Raw genomic sequence first — 19544 nt, 5'->3', positions numbered from 1 at the left:
GGCTATGAACAAAATAAAGACAATAATTCGTGCCGTTGCTCTTATCGCAATAGTAAGCGCATCGACGGGATGCCTTGACAACTTCGAAGATTACAACCGTAATCCGAACGAAGCGACAGACGACGAACTGGAACGCGACAACTACCTCGTGGGGTCGAAACTCACCAAACTGCAAAATATGGTGATCCCCTCGGAAGAACACCTATACCAATTTGTCGAAGCACTCGAAGGCGGCAGCTACGGCGGCTATGTCGAAGCGACGGTAGACAGCTGGGAAACGAAATTCTCAACGTTCAATCCCACCGCCGACTGGCTCAAAGCGCCGTTCGTGGATGTCATCACCGAAACTTACCCCGCTTACCGCGGCATCATCAACAAAACCGACGACGAAGTGGCGGTAGCCCTGGCCAACGTCCTGCGCGTGGCGATTATGAACCGCCTGGCCGACGCTTACGGCTCGATACCCTACTCCAAGATCGTAGAGGACAAAAAAGAACGCCTGACCGTCCCCTATGACACGCAACAGGAAGCATATACGCAGATGTTCAAAGAACTGGACGCCGCGCTGGAAGCGCTGGAGCGCAACCGGGATTTGAGTACGGAAGCCTTCGGCGAATACGACCAGGTTTACAACGGCGACCTTAAAAAGTGGATCAAATACGCCAATTCGCTTAAACTGCGTATGGCGATGCGCCTTTCCTATATCGACGAGCAGACCGCAAAGGCCAAAGCCGCGGAAGCCATCGCCGACGGGGTCATCACCGAGAATGCCGACAATGCGAAGCTTCAGCCCGAACTCAACCGCACGGCATTGCTTTGGAACAGTTGGCAGGATCACGCCATCGGAGCCGACATCCTCTGCTACATGAACGGCTACAAAGACCCGCGCCGGGCAAAGATGTTCACACAGGGAACCGTCGGAGAGGGCGATGCCGCCGAGAAAGGCTATTACGGCCTGCGCATCGGCACGACACCGGCCAACAAGTCCAAGGCCGTAACGGCATGCTCCTCGATGCTCATTACCGACACCGACCCTATTTTATGGATGAACGCAGCGGAAATCGCGTTCCTGCGCTCCGAATATGAACTGCGCTGGGGAAGTGCGGTATCGGCACAGAATTTCTATGAACAAGGCATACGGCTTTCATTCGAGGAACGCGGCGTAGCCGGTGCGGAGGATTACATCGCCGACGAAGCGAACGTCCCCGAAGCCTACACCGATCCTCTCGGCGTTATCGAAAACAACACCGCATTACCGCAAAGCCGCATCACGATCAAATGGAAAGAAGATGCACAGTTCGAAGAAAACCTCGAACGCATCATCACCCAGAAATGGATTGCGATTTTTCCGCTCGGAAATGAAGCGTGGGCGGAATACCGGCGCACGGGCTATCCGAAACTGATGCCTGCCAAAGACAATAAATCCGGCGGAACGGTGAATTCCAAATACGGCATGCGCAGACTTCCCTACCCGTCCGAGGAATATTCCGAGAACCGCACAAATGTCGAAGCGGCGATAACTTCGCTCGGCGGCCCCGACAACGGCGGCACGCGCACATGGTGGGACTGCAAACCCTTAAATTAATCCGAAGCTATGAAACAGACTATAAAATACCTGATTCTGGCGCTGCTCATTCCCGCGGCCTATTGTTTCACAGCCTGCGACACGGACATCGAGCCGATAGACCAGCAGATCATAAAACCCGACCAGCAAGATCCGGCGCAGTACGCCGCATATCTGGCAGCCCTCAAAGCGTATAAGGCAAGCGAACACTACATCGTATACGCAAGCCTGGCAAATGCCCCGGCCGTACCGGGTTCGGAAAAGGCATTTCTGCGCTCACTGCCCGATTCACTCGACATCGTGGCACTTGAAAACGCCGGCAACCTGACCGAATACGACATCGAGGATATACCCCAGGCGCAGGCCAAGGGCACGAAAATACTCTATACCGTAGATTACAACACACTCGCGGAATCTACGGACGCCGCAGCGCTGGGAACCTATCTCGACAAGGTGATCGAGGACGTAAACCGGTATAAGTTCGACGGCGTAACGGTACGTTACGGCGGCGCTATGGATGCCGCGGCGACCCAAGCCGCAGCAACGATTGTCAGCAAACTGTCGTCCCTGACCGGCAAAATCCTCATGGCGGAGGGTAACCCGCTCTTTATCGCAAAGGAGAGCCACGACGCCATCACCTATTTCGTACTCACGACTACGGATGCCGTCAATACGTTCAATATCCGCAGCCAGCTTGCATACGCGACCGATTATGCCGGCATTGCGCTCGAAAAAATCATCATCACGGCCGAGCCGGGCGGGAAACTCACGGATGAAAACCTTGTGCAGCAACCCGCAATCGCCGAAGCCGCCAAAAGCGTAATTACAATGGGGCCGTTAGCCGGGCTGGGTATTTACAACATCGGGGACGATTACTACGACGCTTACATAAATTACAAACAGACCAAGCATGCCATCGGCCTGCTGAATCCGGCAAACCCTAAATAATGCGCCTTATGAAATTGAGAAGAACATATCTGTATTTTGTATCGGCTGCCTTTATCCTGCTGGCCGGGTGTGAATCGGATTATGAAAACCGTTACCCGTTCGACAACGCAGCATACATCGACGTAGCCGAAACGTCGAGCGACAACAACGTAACTTTTAAAAAGACCGTTACACAGCTCGACCGCGAACTCTCCGCCGTGCTGATCTCCCCGGCAAAAGAGAATATCGAGGTGACATTTGGCATCGACCCGTCGCTCGCGGCCACCTACAACGCCAAACACGACACGAAATATGCGGTACTCGATGAAAGTTACTACGAGTTCCCCGAACGGACGGCAACCGTAGAAGCCGGGAAATCCGTATCGGAACCTTTGACCATCCATTTTAAGAACCTCGACCAGCTCGATATAGATGCAACACAGTTGCTTCCGGTAACTATCGTTTCAGCGGGGGGGGGACTTTCGACCCTCTCCGGTTCCCAAACCGTCTATTATCTTGTGCGCCGTTCTTCGGCCATCACGACCGCCGCCGTACTCACCGATAACTGGATAGACGTGCCTGCGTTCGACAAAGCCGGAACCGCCGACTGCGTAAACGGGTTGACAGCCGTAACCTATGAAGCTATCGTCCGCGTTCACGATTTCCACTATGCAGGTCCCACTTCGTCCTACATCGAAGAAAAGCTCTCTACGATCATGGGTGTGGAACAACACCTGCTGCTGCGTATCGGCGACACGAATTTCTATGCCGACCAGCTCCAGGTAGACGGATCGGGCGTAAGCCTGGGCAAATTCCCCGAAAAGAACAAGGGTAAACTTCTGTCGCTCGAGGAGTGGTATCATGTCGCTTTCACATACGACCTGGAAACCGGTATCGCCTGCATCTACGTAAACGGACAACTCCAAAGCCAGACGCAGGTAGCGCCGACCGTAAAGGTCATAAACCTCGGACTGCGCGCCATAGACCCCGACCCGGAAACGGACGCCCGGCAATTCTTCATCGGGTACAGCTACGACGCTTTCCGCCAGCTCTGCGGCGATATTTCAGAGGTGCGCATATGGTCCGTCGCACGTACGCAGGCCGACATCTGGCGCGACATGTACGACGTGGAAAACCCGGCCGAGAAGCCCGAATTACGCGCTTATTGGAAATTCAACGAGGGGTCGGGAAACATCATCAAAGACTGGTCGCAGTACGGAAACGATGCCGTAGCGCATACCGATCTGAAATGGAATACCTCGGTGGAAATTCCGCAGCTCAACAAGCAAGAATAAACCGTAAATCTTGAACTATGAAAAACATGAATAAAATAACAGGTCTGCTGCGCACTTCGGCACTTTGCCTTACGCTCGCAGCGATGGCCGCGTGCGACGCCGAGGACTTTACCCGCACGGCCGGGGATATTCCCGGCAAGGACGACCTTGCAAACGTCGGCGGAGTGCTGCGCCGGGAAAAAACGCCCGATCAGATTTCGGCACTCAAACTCAGCGAAGAACAGACGACCACAGACGCCGTGTTCTACCAACTGACCCAGCCCGCAGCCGCAGACGTGACGGTTACGGTCGATGCGGACGCAACGCTTGTGGACGAATACAACAAAGACAAACAAGGTGACGCAAAACTGACGCTGTTTCCGTTGGAAAATGTGACTTTCGAAGGAGGCAAAACGCTGACGGTCAAGAGGGGAGAGAAAACCTCTCCTGCTCTTACCGTCACGTTGAGCCGCGAAGGGGTCGAAAAAGGCGCCTATCTGCTGCCCCTGCGGGCGACCGTTGCCAATAACGACATGTCCCCGTCCGAAAAAGACCAGGTAATCTACTACCGGATCCTGGTCGGGGAGATCGTACCCGAAACGCAGCTCGATGCCTATGCTTTCAAAATCGTGGGATATGTCAATACCGAGGAAATGAGCCCGCTGATGGGAACCAAATTTTATGCAGAAACATTTGACCCCGATTTCAATACGATAACCCAAACGTGGATCGATATCGAAGTACTCCGCCCCGCGGCGCTAAAATTCGACAAGACGACACGGCGGGCCATGCTCGACATCGGACCGGATCTGCAATACGTCTTGAGCAACCGCGACAAATACCTCATGCCCTTGCAGAAAAGCAGTCGTAAGGTGCTTATTTGCATCACAGGCGGAAATACGGGACTTGGATTCTGCAATATGACCGACGAGCAGACCGCTGATTTTGTTTTCCAGCTTAAATATGTGGTGGAAACATATAAGTTGGACGGCGTAAACTACTTCGACATCGAAGCGTCCTACGGCAAAGACGGTATGCCCGGTGTAAATCCCGCATCCTACGCCAAACTGATAAAGGCGACAAAGGAAGCATTGGGCGACGGCAAACTCGTCACCGTGGCCTGCGACGCGGAGAGCACCGACCTGCTCGCTACGGCACACGACGGCATCGAAGCCGGAAAATACATCGACTATGCCTGGTCGGGAATTTTCGATGAAGTCGTGGATGCTTACACCGACGGTGCAAAGCTCAAACCCATTGCCGGGCTGGAGCAATCCAAATACGGCGGCGCGCTGCTGAAAACGCACAATACGCAGGAAAGCGCACAATTAAATCCAATTTTGACTCCAGCGGTTAAATCGCTGTACCGCGAAACCCAATCGGGGAACGTATTCGCATTCTGGGATATGCCGACAAACTCGGCAGGATATGAAGAAGGCCCCAAAAGCGCTTTCAATATAGTGGCAGATGCAGTTACCGATTGGGATTGGGAATACGACGGAATGATACTATTGATAAACGTAAATTTGGATTTTAACAATTACGGGAACTTCAGAAAAGACTGGTAAAAAACCACTTTAACTACAACCTATAATTCTCAAACCTCAACCTTTTAACCAAAATTAACCTTATGAAAAGACAATTCTTATTCGCAGCCTGCACCTTGTTCGCTGCATCCGCATTGTTGATGACCTCGTGCCAGCAGGCCGAGGAACCCATCGCAAACGACCCGACCGATCAGGCCGGCCCGATGACCCGCGCGGCAACGCTCGGCAACTTCTACCGCGTTGTTTACGTCGAAGTAAACGACGTCAATCCGCTCAACGCAGGAGAATATCTCCTGTCGGACGGCACTCCGTTCTTTACGCACGTCATTCTCTTTGCATCCAACATCCGCGGCGACGCATCGGGCAATGTCCACAACTACAACAACCCGAACAACGCCGCAATCCTCGCAAATCCCGCCAAGTACATCGCGCCGCTCCAGGCAAAAGGTATCAAGGTCATCATGGGCAACCTCGGCGACCACACCGGTGCCGGATTCGCCAACCTTACCGCAGCACAAATCGGTACTTACACGGATGATCTGGTTGCCTACGACAATATCGTAGACGGCTACGATTTTGACGACGAGTGGGCGGAGTACGGAACCCGCGGCTATCCGAATGCTAACAGCACTTCGTACAGCAACATGATTATCGCGCTGGCAGGCAAGACCAACAAGTCGATCAGCGTATTCGATTGGGGTAACACCGGTACGCTCTCATCCACGGCTATCAGCCATCTCGATTGGGGCTGCCAGGGTTCGCTGAACGGCTATGGGTTCAATTCGTCGTTCGCGGCTGGCAAATACCTGCCGCTGTTCGTAAACCTGACCAGTCCGCTTTCGGACACCGCAATCAGATCTCGCACAACGCAGGCCAAGAACGCCGATGCACGTGGTATCTGTTTCTTCAACCTGCCGATGTCGCCCTATCGCCTTTCGTCGTTTAACGCAGCAGCCCAGGCTTTCGGGGAAACCGTTTCGCACACCGGAAAGACCTACTCGAAAGACTATGGCAATTAATGTTTTACGCGAAATGAGAAGAAATAGGTTGTGATTAAAGTATCCGCGCACCACTTTCGCGGTGCGCGGTTTTTCATCCGAAACAAACAACAGCCATGAAAAAGACAATGATAACGTGTATGTTGTCGCAGCAGCGGCATACACATTTACATTTACAGCCTGCAATAGTGCAGAAGAACCCGTCATAGCCCAACCGGACGGACAAACTGCCCCCATGACCCGCGCGGCGACAATAGAAAACTTCGCCCGGTAACGAAGGGTCGAACGAACGCGGGGACATGCGAATGCTTCGCCGCATGCGACGATACGGCGGCTACATCAGCCACAGTTTCCTTGCCGGCACGCGGGGACAGTTTATATGATGGGCGGAAAAGATTCGAAAAACGGGGGTGGGAGTACGGATCCCATCCCCCTACCCAAAATATTGCCTTATGAAATTCGACGAATGGGCGTATCAATTCACAGGAACGCAATAAACGTACCTTGCCGTTTGCTGAATGACGGCGTAAAGATATAACATTTCGGTTATAATCGTGGAATTGGCTGAATAGACCGAAAAAAAGAACAGCCGGATAATAACCATGCCAAGTCAATCCATCTCGCCCGGCTGCTCCCGCAGGTGCGCGCGCATACCTGTTTACCACCGAACCACGGCAGGCGCTTGCCGCCGGAACATACCGATTCCGTCCGCTCCCGGTTCGGGGGCGGATGCAATCCGCAGGTGCGGCGACAGTACGCAAGGACGGCAGGACGCCACGGGTTTCCATAAATTCAGGGGATGAATTTGAAGCTGGATTTTGCGCCCCGGACAGGCATAAAAAAGGGGCGCGGTGTCAACTTTCCATCGAAGGTCTTGGAGAAACCATTGCGCGGAAGCTGTCCTGCGCCTTGTCGTCCTGCTCGCAAAAAGCAAGCAGGACATAACAAGGACTGACAACCATTATACCGCGCTAAACATCTTCCGAAGAAGTCTCCAAGTTTTCGATGGTATAAAGGGTTGTTTACCCTTTATAGTTATGTCCGTCGGCTATGCCGAGTTGTGATAATTCCTTAAAGTTTGCATGGTAGTTGCTTTTTCAGTTTGTTTTCGACAGCTGATGCCGCCCCTCTACAACAAAACTGCTTAAAGGAATTGTAAAGTTAAACAACGCGCTTTCGGAGGGCCATTATTTTTATGCGGATATTCTCACACAGGGTGTTGTACTTTACGATTCGGGGGAATCAGTTAGCCACTCCGCGCGAACTGAATTTTTGCGAGATTGAGAAAAAGGCGCAAAAGTATTACGACAAGAAATTTGCGAGTGCAACGGATTTTTTATTCCATACTAAAATTGCGTATGATCGAAAAACTTATCCAATGACCTCTTTTATGTTGCACCAAGCGACTGAATATTTTATAAAGACTATCCCGTTGGTATTCGCTCTTTACGGTCATAAGGAACATGACCTTGAATTTCTGATTGAGAAATGCAAGATTTACACAATGGAATTGGCAAAAGTCTTTCTCCGCGACACACCGGAAGAAAAACGCCTGTTCGAACTTTTAAGAAGCGCTTACGTCGAAGCCCGGTATACCGATGATTTCGTCGTCACCAAAGAGGATATCGACGCGCTTATGCCGAAAGTCGAACTGCTCCGCGACGTTGTGGAAAATGTTTGCCGGAAACAATTCGACTACTACAAACAGAAAATAGCCCAATAAACGAAACCGCCCTGCCCCTCAAACCCGAACAATAGAAATAACAGTTATCCAAAATAAGATTTACGACATCCGGACAAAGCGGCAAAAATCATCTTTGCCGCTTGCTTTTACCGAACAAGGTGTGGCCACGTTGTCCGCACTATTGCGGCAAACATACAAATTAACAAAAGAAAACAACACGCCACAAACGGGCCACAAACAGGCCGGGGCAGCATCCCGGGCACAAAACCGGACAAAAACCACGGCAGAATGCCGACCGGCGGATTTCAATCCGGTTTACCAAAACGGCCGGGATCCGAGCGCATAAACCGCTGTTTATAAACACCTTTCCAAAAAAGTATATTTACTTTACCTCTAACATACCCGGGATATAATCCCGGGTTACATTTTTATTAAGTTACTTTGTAAAAGTGGAATTACGCAATGTTCCGAAACCTACAAACCAAACTTAAATACGACCATGGACTCATTTTACAACGGGTTTGCATCCGTGTGCAAGGCAGCCCGGACGATTTTCGGAAGGACAGGGGATATGCGGCACGGCACATCGTACCGCCGGAAGCCGAAAGTCATAACGGCGCTGTGCCTGGCCCTGCTCCTGCTCGCATCGGGCACCCCCGTCCGCTCCCAGCAACGGGTTTATTTCGTCGACGGATACCACGGGGGCGTCTACGGCCACTACCCGGTCGCCTGGAAAACCCGCTTCATCACCGACCAGATGGCCGCGCATCCCGAATGGAGGATCGGGCTGGAGATCGAACCCGAGACGTGGGACACCGTCGAGGTGCGTACGCCGGCCGACTACGCCCGCTTCAAGGCGATCGCCGCCGACAGGCGCGTCGAATTCACCAACCCGTCCTATGCCCAGCCCTACTGCTACAACATCTCGGGCGAAAGCATCATCCGGCAGTTCGGATACGGCATGCGGAAGATCCGCAGTCATTTCCCCGACGTGGAGTTCGTCACCTACTCCGTCGAGGAGCCGTGCTTCACCAGCTGCCTGCCGCAAATCCTGAAACTCTACGGGTTCAAATACGCCTCCCTGAAGTGTCCGAATACCTGCTGGGGCGGGTACACGGCGCCCTACGGCGGCGAACTGGTCAACTGGGTCGGCCCCGACGGCAGTTCGATCCTCACTTCGCCGCGCCATGCCTGCGAAGAGCTCCAGAAAAACTCGGTGTGGCAGACCACGGCATGGGGCAATGAGAAGGAGTACCTCGACGCCTGCATCGCATACGGCATCGCCCACCCCGTGGGGATGTGCTACCAGGATGCGGGATGGAAATACGGCCCCTGGATCGGGTCAGGCGACAGCATCCGCAACAACTCGGTCTACGTCACGTGGCGGGAGTATTTCGAACGGGTGACCGACGGCAGGAGCTCCGACGACTACCGCATGCCGCAGGAAGATGTCCGCGTAAGCCTCATGTGGGGCAGCCAGGTCTTGCAGCGCATCGCGCAGCAGGTGCGCGAATCGGAGAACAAGCTTGTCATGGCCGAAAAGGCGGGGGTCATCGCCAACCTCGTGAACGGCTACCGCTACGGGCAGGCAACGCTCGACGAGGGCTGGCGGACGCTGATGCTCGCCCAGCACCACGACTCGTGGATCGTACCTTACAACGGGCTCAACAGGCAGGGGACATGGGCGCAGCACATCCGCCGCTGGACGGCCGCCACCGACTCGCTGTGCGACGGGGTGATCGCCGATGCGCTGCAAAGCTTCGCGGCACCGAGCGGCGACGGCCAGACAACCTACCTGCGCGTCTGCAACACGCTCGGCAGCCCCCGCCGCGAAACGGTGTCGGCGACGCTGCCCGAAGGCCTCGGCGACGGGGAGCTGGCAGTGACAAACGCCAAAGGCAAACGGGTTCCGCATGCCATCGTCCCGACGGCGGGCGGGCGGCGGCTCCTGTTCGAAGCCTCCGTCCCGGCATTCGGGTACACGACCTACACTGTAAAAAAGACATCCGGCAACGCGGCCGCGGCCGCACCCCGCCAGATAGGGGCGGACGAATACATCCTCGAGAACGACATGTACCGGATCGTGATCGACCCTGCACGGGGAGGCACCATCACGAGCCTCGTCGCAAAAAAGGAGGGCGGGAAGGAATTCGCCGACCCGCAGCACCGGTTCGCCTTCGGCGAGTTGCGGGGATTCTTCTACGACCAGGGGCAGTTCCACTCCTCGGCACAGTCCCCGGCCACCGTGACCGTACTCTGCGACAACGAGCTGGAAAAGAGCGTCCGCATCAGCGGCCGGATCGACACGCACCCCTTCACGCAGACGATCACGCTCCGCAAGGGCGAACGGAAGATCGGTTTCGACCTGAAGATCGACTGGCAGCACAATGTCGGCATCGGGGCATTCCGCCAGAAGGACGGCTTCAACAACAACCACAGGGCATTCTACGACGACCGTTTCAACCTCAACATCCTCTTCCCGGTCGCCCTCGACGCCCCCGCGCTGTATAAGGACGCACCTTTCGACGTCTGCAAAAGCACGCTGGAAAACACCCACTTCACCACCTGGGACAACATCAAGCACAACGTCATCCTGCACTGGGTAGACCTCGCGGAGCGGGACGGCGGCTACGGCTTGGCGCTCCTCTCCGACCACACGACCTCCTATTCCTACGGCGCAGACGCCCCGCTGGGACTTACGGTGCAATACTCCGGCAACGGGCTCTGGGGGCGCGACTACCCCATCGACGGCCCGACGCACATCCGGTTCGCCGTCGTACCCCACCGCAGGGCATGGGACGCCGCAGGCATCCAGGAGGAGAACCGGCGCTGGAACGAACCGCTGCTCTGCACGTTTGCAGCGCAGGCCGCCGCTGACGAAGCCTCGCTGATCGACGCGGCGGGCACGGGCTATGAGATTTCGGCCGCCTACCTCGACAGGGAGCAGATCGTCGTGCGCCTGTTCAACGCCGACGGCGACGGCACCCCGCAGAAAATCAGGTTCGCCTTCCCGCTTTCGAAGGTCGAGCAGACCGACCTGAACGGGAACGCGACGGCCGCCTGCGCCATCCGCAAGCGGGGCGGCGTATCGGAAATCGAGGTGGCGATGCCCCGCTTCGGACTGAAAACCCTTCGACTGACAAAATAAGACCAAGCCATGCACTACCGCAACATTCCCAAGACCTTACTCTTCCTCTTATTATGCTGCCCGTCCATGGGGCTCACCGGCTGCTCCGCGGTCGTGCAGGGCGACACGGGCAGCTTCTCGCCGGCCGACTACGTGAACCCCTTCATCGGGGCGAGCACCAGCACGAGCGCCGCGGGCGTCTACCACGGGCTGGGCAAGACCTTCCCCGGGGCGACGACGCCCTACGGCATGGTGCAGGTCAGCCCCAACACCATCACGGGCGGGGACAACAGCCCCGGGTACAGCTACGAGCACACGACCATCGAAGGGTTCGCCTTCACGCAGATGAGCGGCGTGGGCTGGTTCGGCGACCTGGGCAACCTGCTGGTCATGCCGACGACCGGCCCGCTGCAAAAGATCGCGGGCAGGGAGGACGGCTCGATCGGGGGTTACCGTTCCCATTACGACAAGGCCACGGAAACCGCGCGCGCGGGGTATTACAGCGCCCTGCTGACCGACTACGGCATCCGTGCCGAAAGTTCGGCGACCCCGCACTGCGGCATCCTGCGCTTCACCTTTCCCGAGGGCGAACAGTCGCGCATCCAGATCGACCTGGCGCGCCGCGTCGGCGGCACGGCCGAGCGGCAATACATCGAGGTGGTGGACAAGCACACCATCGCCGGGTGGATGAAATGCACCCCCGCCACGGGCGGCTGGGGCAACGGCGAGGGACAGGCCGACTATACGGTCTATTTCTACGCACAGGTGGACAAGCCGATGGAAAACTACGGGTTCTGGAGCGCCGACATCCCCGACGACTGGGTACGCAAGCGCGACGAGGTGGTCAGCGTCCCCTACCTGCAGCGCGTAGCCGCGGCGCCCGTCGTCACGGGCATCGACCGCATCGAAGGCAAGCACATCGGCTTCTACACCGAATTCGGGACGCGGCAGGACGAGCAGGTCATCCTTCGTGCGGGCATCTCGTTCGTCGACATGGAGGGCGCCCGAAAGAATTTCGAGGCCGAGATCGCCGGCAAGGCGTTCGACCAGGTTGCCCGCGAGGCGCGCGAGCTGTGGAACCGGGAACTGGCGCGCATCCGCATCGACGGGGGCAGTGACCGGCAAAAGACGATCTTCTACACGGCGCTCTACCACACGATGATCGACCCCCGCATCTACACCGACGCCGACGGGCGCTACCCGGGGGCGGACGGCAGAATCCATACCACGGGAGGCAGGTTCACCAAACGCACGATCTTCAGCGGCTGGGACGTGTTCCGCAGCCAGATGCCGTTGCAGACCATCATCAACCCGCAACTGGTCAGCGACCTCGTGAACTCGCTCGTCACGATGGCCGACGAGAGCGGGCGCCACTATTTCGAGCGCTGGGAGATCGTCAACGCCTACTCGGGCTGCATGCTGGGCAACCCGGCGCTGTCGGTACTGGCCGACGCCTATGCCAAGGGCATCCGCAGCTACGACGTCGAGAAGGCCTACCGCTATGCCGTGAACTCCTCGAAGCGTTTCGGCAACGACCCGCTGGGCTACACCCCCTCGGAACTGTGCATTTCGCACACGCTCGAATACGCCTATGCCGACTGGTGCATCTCGCGCCTGGCCGAGCAGTTGGGCAAGCGGGAAGACGCCGCCCTGTACGCCGCCAAAGGGCAGGCCTACCGCAATATCTTCGACCGGGAGAAAGGCTGGTTCCGCCCGCGCCGCGCCGACGGAGCGTGGGAGCCGTGGCCCGGGAACGCCCGCACCACCGAGTGGTACGGCTGCATCGAGTCGAACCCCTATCAGCAGGGGTGGTTCGTGCCGCACGACGTCGAGGGCATGGTCGAGCTGATGGGCGGGCGCGAAGCCGTGCTGTGCGACCTCACCGAGTTCTTCGACAAAACCCCGTCGGACATGCTCTGGAACGACTACTACAACCACGCCAACGAACCCGTCCACCTCGTGCCGTTCCTCTTCAACCGGCTCGGGCAGCCGTGGCAGACCCAGAAATGGACGCGCCATATCTGCGAAAAGGCCTACGCCGACAAGGTCGAGGGGATCGTGGGCAACGAGGACGCCGGACAGATGTCGGCCTGGTACGTGCTTGCGGCCGCGGGCCTGCATCCCGCCTGCCCGGGCGACACGCGGATGGAGATCACCAGCCCCGTCTTCGACCGCATCGAACTGCGCCTCGACCCGGCCTACGCACCGGGCGGGACATTCACCGTCGTGGCGCACGGCAACAGCCCCTCGAACGTCTACATACAGCGGGCGGTGCTCAACGGCAGGGAGCACACGGCATCCCACATCGACTTCGCCGACATTGCGGCCGGAGGGACGCTCGAACTCTACATGGGCGACACCCCCAACACCCGGTGGGGCATATAGGCAACAACAGGACGAACCTAATCATATCATTAATAACAGACGACAAACCTATGGAAAACACCGTCAACAAAGACCGCAGCCGGCTGCGGTCATCGCTCAGGCGGATCGCCGCGGCAGGCCTCTTCGGCCTCTGCTCGCTGTCGGCCGCCTTCGCACAGAAACAGGACTACGTGCAATACGTGAACACGCTGCAGGGCACCGACTCGAAATTCGAACTGAGCTACGGCAACACTTACGCCACGACCGGCATGCCCTACGGGATGCACACCTGGGGCGCACAGACCGGCCCCAACGGCGAAGGCTGGAAATACCAGTACTCGGTCGACAAGATCCGCGGATTCCAACAGGCGCACCAGTGCAGCCCGTGGATGAGCGACTATGCGGTCTATTCGCTCATGCCCGAGGTCGGGGAGCTAGTCGTAAACGAGGACGCGCGTGCGTCGAAATTCAGCCACGCCAACGAGATCGCCAAACCGCACTATTACCGGGTGACGCTCGACAACGGCATCACCACCGAAATGGCACCCACCACGCGCGGCGTGCACCTGCGCTTCACCTACCCCCGGAAAGGCGACGCCTACCTGGTGCTGGACGGCTATTTCGCCATGAGCGGAATGAAGATCGACCCCGCCAAACGGCAGATCTCGGGGTGGGTGAACAACCAGCGTTTCGTCAACCACCCCGAAACCTTCCGCAACTATTTCGTCATCCAGTTCGACCGGCCGTTCGAGGAGTACGGACTCTGGGAGAACGAGCATGACGAACGCTTCCCGGGCATGACCCAGGGCGAAGGCAAGGGCTACGGGGCCTACGTACGCTTCAAGGCCGGCACCAAAGTGCAGGCCAAGGCCGCCTCGTCCTACATCAGCCCCGAGCAGGCGCTGCTCACGCTCGACCGCGAACTGGGCGCCGACAAGAACCTCGAAGCGACCAAAAAACGCGGCGCCGAGACGTGGAACGCCCTGCTGGGCCGCATCGCGGTCGAAGGCGGCACCGACGAGGAGATCCGCACCTTCTATTCGTGCCTGTTCCGCGCCAACCTCTTCTCGCGCAAGTTCTACGAACGCGACGCCGAGGGCAACCCCTACTATTACAGCCCCTACGACGGCAAGGTACACGCCGGCTACATGTATACCGACAACGGTTTCTGGGATACGTTCCGTTCGCAGTTCCCGCTGACCAACATCCTGCACCCGACGATGCAGGGACGCTACATGAACGCCCTGCTGGCGGCACAGGAGCAGTGCGGCTGGCTGCCTTCGTGGTCGGCGCCCGGCGAGACGGGCGGCATGATCGGCAACCACGCCATTTCGCTGCTGACCGACGCATGGGCCAAAGGCATCCGCACGTTCGACCCCCAGAAGGCGCTGGAAGCCTACGCCAAGGAGGCGATGAACAAAGGCCCGTGGGGCGGTGCCAACGGCCGCGCGGGATGGAAGGAGTACTGGCAGCTGGGATACGTCTCCTACCCCGAGTCGATGGGCTCGACGGCACAGACGCTCGAATACGCCTACGACGATTTCTGCGGCTACCAGCTGGCGCGCATGACCGGCAACAAGTTCTACGAGGAGATCTTCTCGCGCGTGATGTATAACTACCGCAACGTCTTCGACAAGGAGTCGGGCTTCATGCGCGGCCGCCTCAAGGACGGCAGCTGACTCGCACCCTTCGACCCCTACGAGTGGGGCGGCCCCTACTGCGAAGGCAACGCCTGGCACTATAACTGGTTGGTATTCCACGACGTGCAGGGGCTCATCAACCTCTACGGCAGCGACGAAGCGTTCACCGCCAAGATCGACTCGGTATTCACCGTGCCGAACGTCATCCGTCCGGGCACCTACGGCGGCATGATCCACGAGATGAAGGAGATGGAACTGGCCGGCATGGGGCAGTACGCCCACGGCAACCAGCCCATCCAGCATATGATCTACCTGTACAGCTACGCCGGCCAGCCGTGGAAGACCCAATACTGGTCGCGGCAGATCACCGGGCGGCTCTACAACTCCTCGGAGCGCGGCTATCCGGGCGACGAAGACCAGGGCGGCATGTCCTCGTGGTATATTTTGAGTTCGCTGGGCATTTACAGCGTCTGCCCCGGCACCGACCAGTACGTATTGGGCAGCCCCGTATTCCGCAAGGCGACCATCACGATGGAGGACGGCCGGAAGTTCGTCATCGAGGCCGACGGTAACTCGCAGCAGAACGTCTATATCCAGTCCGCGACGCTCAACGGCAAGCCGCTCGACAAGAATTACATCACCTACAAGGACATCGCCGACGGCGGCGTCATGCGCCTGGTAATGGGCCCCGAGCCCAACAAGGAACGCGGCACGGGCAAGGATGCGGCTCCCTTCTCGCTTTCCAGACCAGAATGAACCGATCGACAACCGAAATTCCGAAGGACATGTTCAAATCCCTGAAAACAATATCCCTGTCGCTGGCGGCCCTCTTACTCGGGGCCGGCAGCGCCTGCGGGCAGCAAAGCGACAGCCACGCGCACAAGGTCAACACGCTGATCGGCACCCGGGGCGTGGGGCTGACCTCGGGTTACCTCTATCCCGGGGCGACCTACCCGTTCGGCATGGTACAGTTCACGCCGACCTATTTCGCCAAGCGGGGCGGGTTCGTCATCAACCAGTTGAGCGGCGGCGGGTGCAGCCACATGGGTAATTTCCCGACCTTCCCCGTAACGGGGAAACTCGACTCTTCGCCCGAAAACATCCTCGACTACCGGGTCGGCATCTGCGGCGAACAGGGCCATGCCGGCTACTACGAAGCCACCGTGCAGGAGGCGGTCAAGGCGCGGCTCACCGTCACCGAGCGCACGGGCATGGCCCGCTATGAATACCCCGCGGGAGAGGCGTTCGGCACCGTGATCATCGGCGCGGGCATCGCCGCCACGCCGATCGAACAGGCCGCCGTCGTCATCACCGGCCCCAACAGCTGCGAGGGCTATGCCGAAGGCGGCAACTTCTGCGGCGTACGCACCCCGTACAAGGTCTACTTCGTCGCCGAATTCGACGCGCGGGCCGTCACGACAGGCATCTGGAAAGGCGACAGGCTCACCCCCGGCGGACGTTTCGCCGAGGGGAGCGAATCGGGCGTCTACTTCACGTTCGACCTCACCGAGAACCGCAACGTACAGTACAAGATCGGCGTTTCGTACGTCTCGGTGGAGAACGCCCGCGCAAACCTCGCGGCCGAAAACGCCGGGTGGGATTTCGCGGCCGTGCAGCACGCCGCCGAACGGAGGTGGAACGACTACCTGGGGCTGATCGAGGCCGAAGGCACCAACCCCGACCGCACGACCCAGTTCTACACGCACCTCTACCGCGTATTGATCCACCCCAACGTATGCAGCGACGTGAACGGCGAGTACATGGGCGCCGATTTCCGGGTGCACCGAAGCCGTTCGAAGCAGTACACCTCGTTCAGCAACTGGGATACCTACCGCACGCAGATCCAGCTGCTCTCGATGCTGGCGCCCGACGTGGCGTCCGACGTGGTACTCTCGCACCAGCATTTCGCCGAGCAGTCGGGCGGCGCCTTTCCCCGCTGGGTGATGGCCAACATCGAGACCGGCATCATGCAGGGCGACCCCACGCCGATCCTGATCGCAAACGCCTGGGCGTTCGGCGCCCAGGACTACGACCCCTTCCCGCTGTTCCAGATCATGCGCAGGAACGCCGAGGTGCCGGGTGCCAAATCGCAGGACGTGGAGGAGCGCCCGGGCTTGAAACAATACCTCGAAAAAGGGTACTACAACGCTTCGGAGCAGCTCGAATACACCTCGTCGGACTTCGCCATCGGGCAGTTCGCGCTGCACGCCTGCGGCGACGAATTCGCCAGCTGGCGCTATTTCCACTACGCCCGCTCGTGGAAAAACCTCTACAACCCCCAGACCGGCTGGCTGCAGTCGCGCAATGCCGACGGGTCGTGGAAACCGCTCGGCGAAGACTGGCGCGAATCGACCTATAAAAACTATTTCTGGATGGTGCCCTACGACCTGGCGGGGCTGATCGAAACGATGGGCGGCAAGGCCGCGGCCGAAAAGCGGCTCGACGAATTCTTCGTGCGCCTCGACGCGGGGTACAACGACCCGTGGTTCGCCTCGGGCAACGAGCCGAGCTTCCATATCCCGTGGGTCTACAACTGGCTCGGACGGCCGGACAAGACCTCGAAGGTCATCAACCGCATCCTCAACGAGCAGTACACGAGCGCTCCCGACGGGCTGCCGGGCAACGACGACCTGGGCACGATGGGAGCCTGGTACGTCTTCGCATGCACGGGGCTCTACCCCATGATCCCCGGCGTAGGCGGCTTCACGCTCAGCACCCCGGTCTTCGACAAGGTGGTCATCCACCTCAAGCACGGCGACATCACCATCACCGGGGGCTCGGAGAAACAAATCTACACCACGGCGCTCAAACTCGACGGAAAACCCTACGGCAGCACATGGATCGGCTGGGATGCGCTCCGCAACGGCGCGACGCTGGAATATACGACCTCGGCCAAACCGTCCGGGAACTGGGGCCGGACACAACTGCCGCCCTCGTACGAATAAATCCGCTCACCAAAACACAACAAACCGCATAACCATGAAAAGAATCCTTCTATCCCTTGCGGCGGCGCTCTGCATGTGCGCTTCCGCCGCGGCGCAGACCGTAGCGCCGTTCAAGGACGGCGACCGCGCCGTATTCCTCGGCAACAGCATCACCGACGGCGGCCACTACCACTCCTACATCTGGCTCTATTACATGACCCGCTTCCCGTACATGGATCTGCGGGTGATGAACGCCGGCATCGGCGGCGAGACCGCAGGCGACATGTACAAGCGCCTTGACGGCGACGTTCTCAGCAAACGCCCCACGGTGCTGACCGTGACCTTCGGCATGAACGACACGGGCTACATGGAATACAACGGCGACGATGCCGAGGCGTTCGGCGAAAAGAAATACCGGGAGTGCTACGACAACTTCAAGAAGATGGAGACGCGCCTGCAAACCCTCGACGGCGTGCGGGTCGTGATGCTCGGGGGTTCGCCCTACGACGAAACGGCCCAAATCGAGAACAACGCCCCGCTGCGGGGCAAGAACGCCGTGATGGATCGCGTCGTCGGGTTCCAGAAGGAGTCGGCCGCAGCCAACGGCTGGGAGTTCGTGGATTTCAGCGCCCCGATGGTCGAAATCGGCCGGCGCGTGCAGGCCGGACAACCTTCGTTCTCGCTGTCGATGGGCGACCGCATCCACCCCGATAACGACGGGCACATGGTGATGGCCTACCTCTACCTCAAGGCACAGGGTTTTGCCGGCAGGGAGGTGGCCGACGTGCAGATCGACGCGGCAAAAACGAAGGTTCTCAAGGCCGGCAACTGCGAGATCACCGGCCTGCGCAGGAACGGCCGCGAAATCTCGTTCGACTACCTGGCCGAAGCCCTGCCCTACCCGCTCGACACCTTAACGCACGGGATGGGATCCAAGCGCAGCCAGGCCGAGGCCACGAAGCTGGTTCCCTTCATCGAGGAGATGAACCGCGAAATGCTGACCGTCAAGGGGCTGAAAGGCGACTACACGCTTTACATCGACGGCGAGCGGATCGGCACCTGGAGCGGCAAACAACTGGGCGAAGGCATCAACCTCGCCGAGCTGCAGACGCCGCAGTACCGGCAGGCGATGGAGGTGATGCACCTGAACGAATACCGCTGGGAAATCGAACGCAACTTCCGCGACTACGCCTGGGTGCAGTACGATTTCTTCCAGAACAAGGGGCTGCTCGACGCCAACGACGCACGTGCCGTGCGCGTGCTCGACGCGGAAAAAGGAAAGAACATCTGGCTCCAGATCCACCGCGAAAACTACGCCAAGCTCATGCTCCCGCATGTCCGCGAGGCACGCGCGCAGCAGATGGAACTGCTCGTGGAGACCATCTACGAGATCAACAAGCCGCAGACGCGCAAGGTCGTACTGCGCCCGAACTGATCCGGGCAGGCTGCAAACAAGTGAAGGGGAGGCCGATGCGGCCTCCCCTTGTTTTGTCCG

At 58.4% G+C, this 19544-nt stretch carries 10 protein-coding genes and 1 pseudogene; all 11 read left to right on the top strand.

Features of this window, described 5'->3' with window-relative positions; all coding sequences use genetic code 11:
* Window positions 1-4: 4 nt before the first annotated feature.
* The 11 genes and pseudogenes from B3C38_RS09335 to B3C38_RS09285 all read left to right on the top strand — a co-directional run bounded on the left by B3C38_RS09335 (window position 5) and on the right by B3C38_RS09285 (window position 19484).
* Window positions 5-1585, top strand: a complete 1581-nt coding sequence (locus B3C38_RS09335) for a SusD/RagB family nutrient-binding outer membrane lipoprotein (protein WP_055201580.1) — start codon at window positions 5-7, stop codon at window positions 1583-1585.
* A gap of 9 nt (window positions 1586-1594) precedes the next feature.
* On the top strand, window positions 1595-2512 hold the full coding sequence (locus tag B3C38_RS09330; RefSeq protein ID WP_237957141.1) for a glycoside hydrolase family 18: 918 nt from the start codon (window positions 1595-1597) through the stop codon (window positions 2510-2512).
* 8 nt (window positions 2513-2520) lie between these two features.
* A complete protein-coding gene (locus B3C38_RS09325) occupies window positions 2521-3786 on the top strand; it encodes a DUF1735 and LamG domain-containing protein (protein WP_022331666.1) in 1266 nt (421 codons plus the stop codon).
* Between the two features lie 17 nt (window positions 3787-3803).
* Window positions 3804-5333 carry a BT_3987 domain-containing protein gene (locus B3C38_RS09320; protein ID WP_286726825.1) on the top strand — a complete coding sequence of 510 codons (1530 nt, stop codon included), beginning with the start codon at window positions 3804-3806 and terminating at the stop codon, window positions 5331-5333.
* A 62-nt stretch (window positions 5334-5395) separates the two neighbouring features.
* Window positions 5396-6331, top strand: a complete 936-nt coding sequence (locus B3C38_RS09315; RefSeq protein ID WP_229111483.1) for a glycosyl hydrolase family 18 — start codon at window positions 5396-5398, stop codon at window positions 6329-6331.
* Between the two features lie 1198 nt (window positions 6332-7529).
* The gene (locus tag B3C38_RS09310) at window positions 7530-8033 is read left to right on the top strand and encodes a HEPN domain-containing protein (protein WP_286726824.1); all 504 of its coding nucleotides are present in this window, start codon (window positions 7530-7532) and stop codon (window positions 8031-8033) included.
* A gap of 571 nt (window positions 8034-8604) precedes the next feature.
* Entirely contained in the window at window positions 8605-11142 is a 2538-nt protein-coding gene (locus B3C38_RS09305) for a glycoside hydrolase family 38 C-terminal domain-containing protein (protein WP_414630907.1), read from the top strand.
* A gap of 24 nt (window positions 11143-11166) precedes the next feature.
* Window positions 11167-13506 carry a GH92 family glycosyl hydrolase gene (locus B3C38_RS09300; protein WP_414630906.1) on the top strand — a complete coding sequence of 780 codons (2340 nt, stop codon included), beginning with the start codon at window positions 11167-11169 and terminating at the stop codon, window positions 13504-13506.
* A 50-nt stretch (window positions 13507-13556) separates the two neighbouring features.
* Window positions 13557-15881 (top strand): annotated as a pseudogene (locus tag B3C38_RS09295) (GH92 family glycosyl hydrolase).
* A gap of 29 nt (window positions 15882-15910) precedes the next feature.
* A complete protein-coding gene (locus B3C38_RS09290; protein WP_414630905.1) occupies window positions 15911-18070 on the top strand; it encodes a GH92 family glycosyl hydrolase in 2160 nt (719 codons plus the stop codon).
* A gap of 34 nt (window positions 18071-18104) precedes the next feature.
* Complete coding sequence (locus B3C38_RS09285; RefSeq protein ID WP_286726819.1) at window positions 18105-19484, top strand: SGNH/GDSL hydrolase family protein; 1380 nt, start codon at window positions 18105-18107, stop codon at window positions 19482-19484.
* Window positions 19485-19544 lie beyond the last annotated feature (60 nt).

Source organism: Alistipes sp. UBA1686 (assembly GCF_002320215.1).
Taxonomy (GTDB): domain Bacteria; phylum Bacteroidota; class Bacteroidia; order Bacteroidales; family Rikenellaceae; genus Alistipes; species Alistipes onderdonkii.
The sequence above is the reverse complement of the archived record's forward strand: the minus strand, read 5'-3'. Positions and strand labels throughout refer to the sequence as shown.

Excerpts from the sequence above, each read along its gene's own strand:
- B3C38_RS09290 (WP_414630905.1), top strand. The coding sequence starts at position 15,911 with ATGTTCAAATCCCTGAAAACAATATCCCTGTCGCTGGCGGCCCTCTTA.
- B3C38_RS09320 (WP_286726825.1), top strand. The coding sequence starts at position 3,804 with ATGAAAAACATGAATAAAATAACAGGTCTGCTGCGCACTTCGGCACTT.
- B3C38_RS09325 (WP_022331666.1), top strand. The coding sequence starts at position 2,521 with ATGAAATTGAGAAGAACATATCTGTATTTTGTATCGGCTGCCTTTATC.
- B3C38_RS09315 (WP_229111483.1), top strand. The coding sequence starts at position 5,396 with ATGAAAAGACAATTCTTATTCGCAGCCTGCACCTTGTTCGCTGCATCC.
- B3C38_RS09330 (WP_237957141.1), top strand. The coding sequence starts at position 1,595 with ATGAAACAGACTATAAAATACCTGATTCTGGCGCTGCTCATTCCCGCG.
- B3C38_RS09285 (WP_286726819.1), top strand. The coding sequence starts at position 18,105 with ATGAAAAGAATCCTTCTATCCCTTGCGGCGGCGCTCTGCATGTGCGCT.
- B3C38_RS09335 (WP_055201580.1), top strand. The coding sequence starts at position 5 with ATGAACAAAATAAAGACAATAATTCGTGCCGTTGCTCTTATCGCAATA.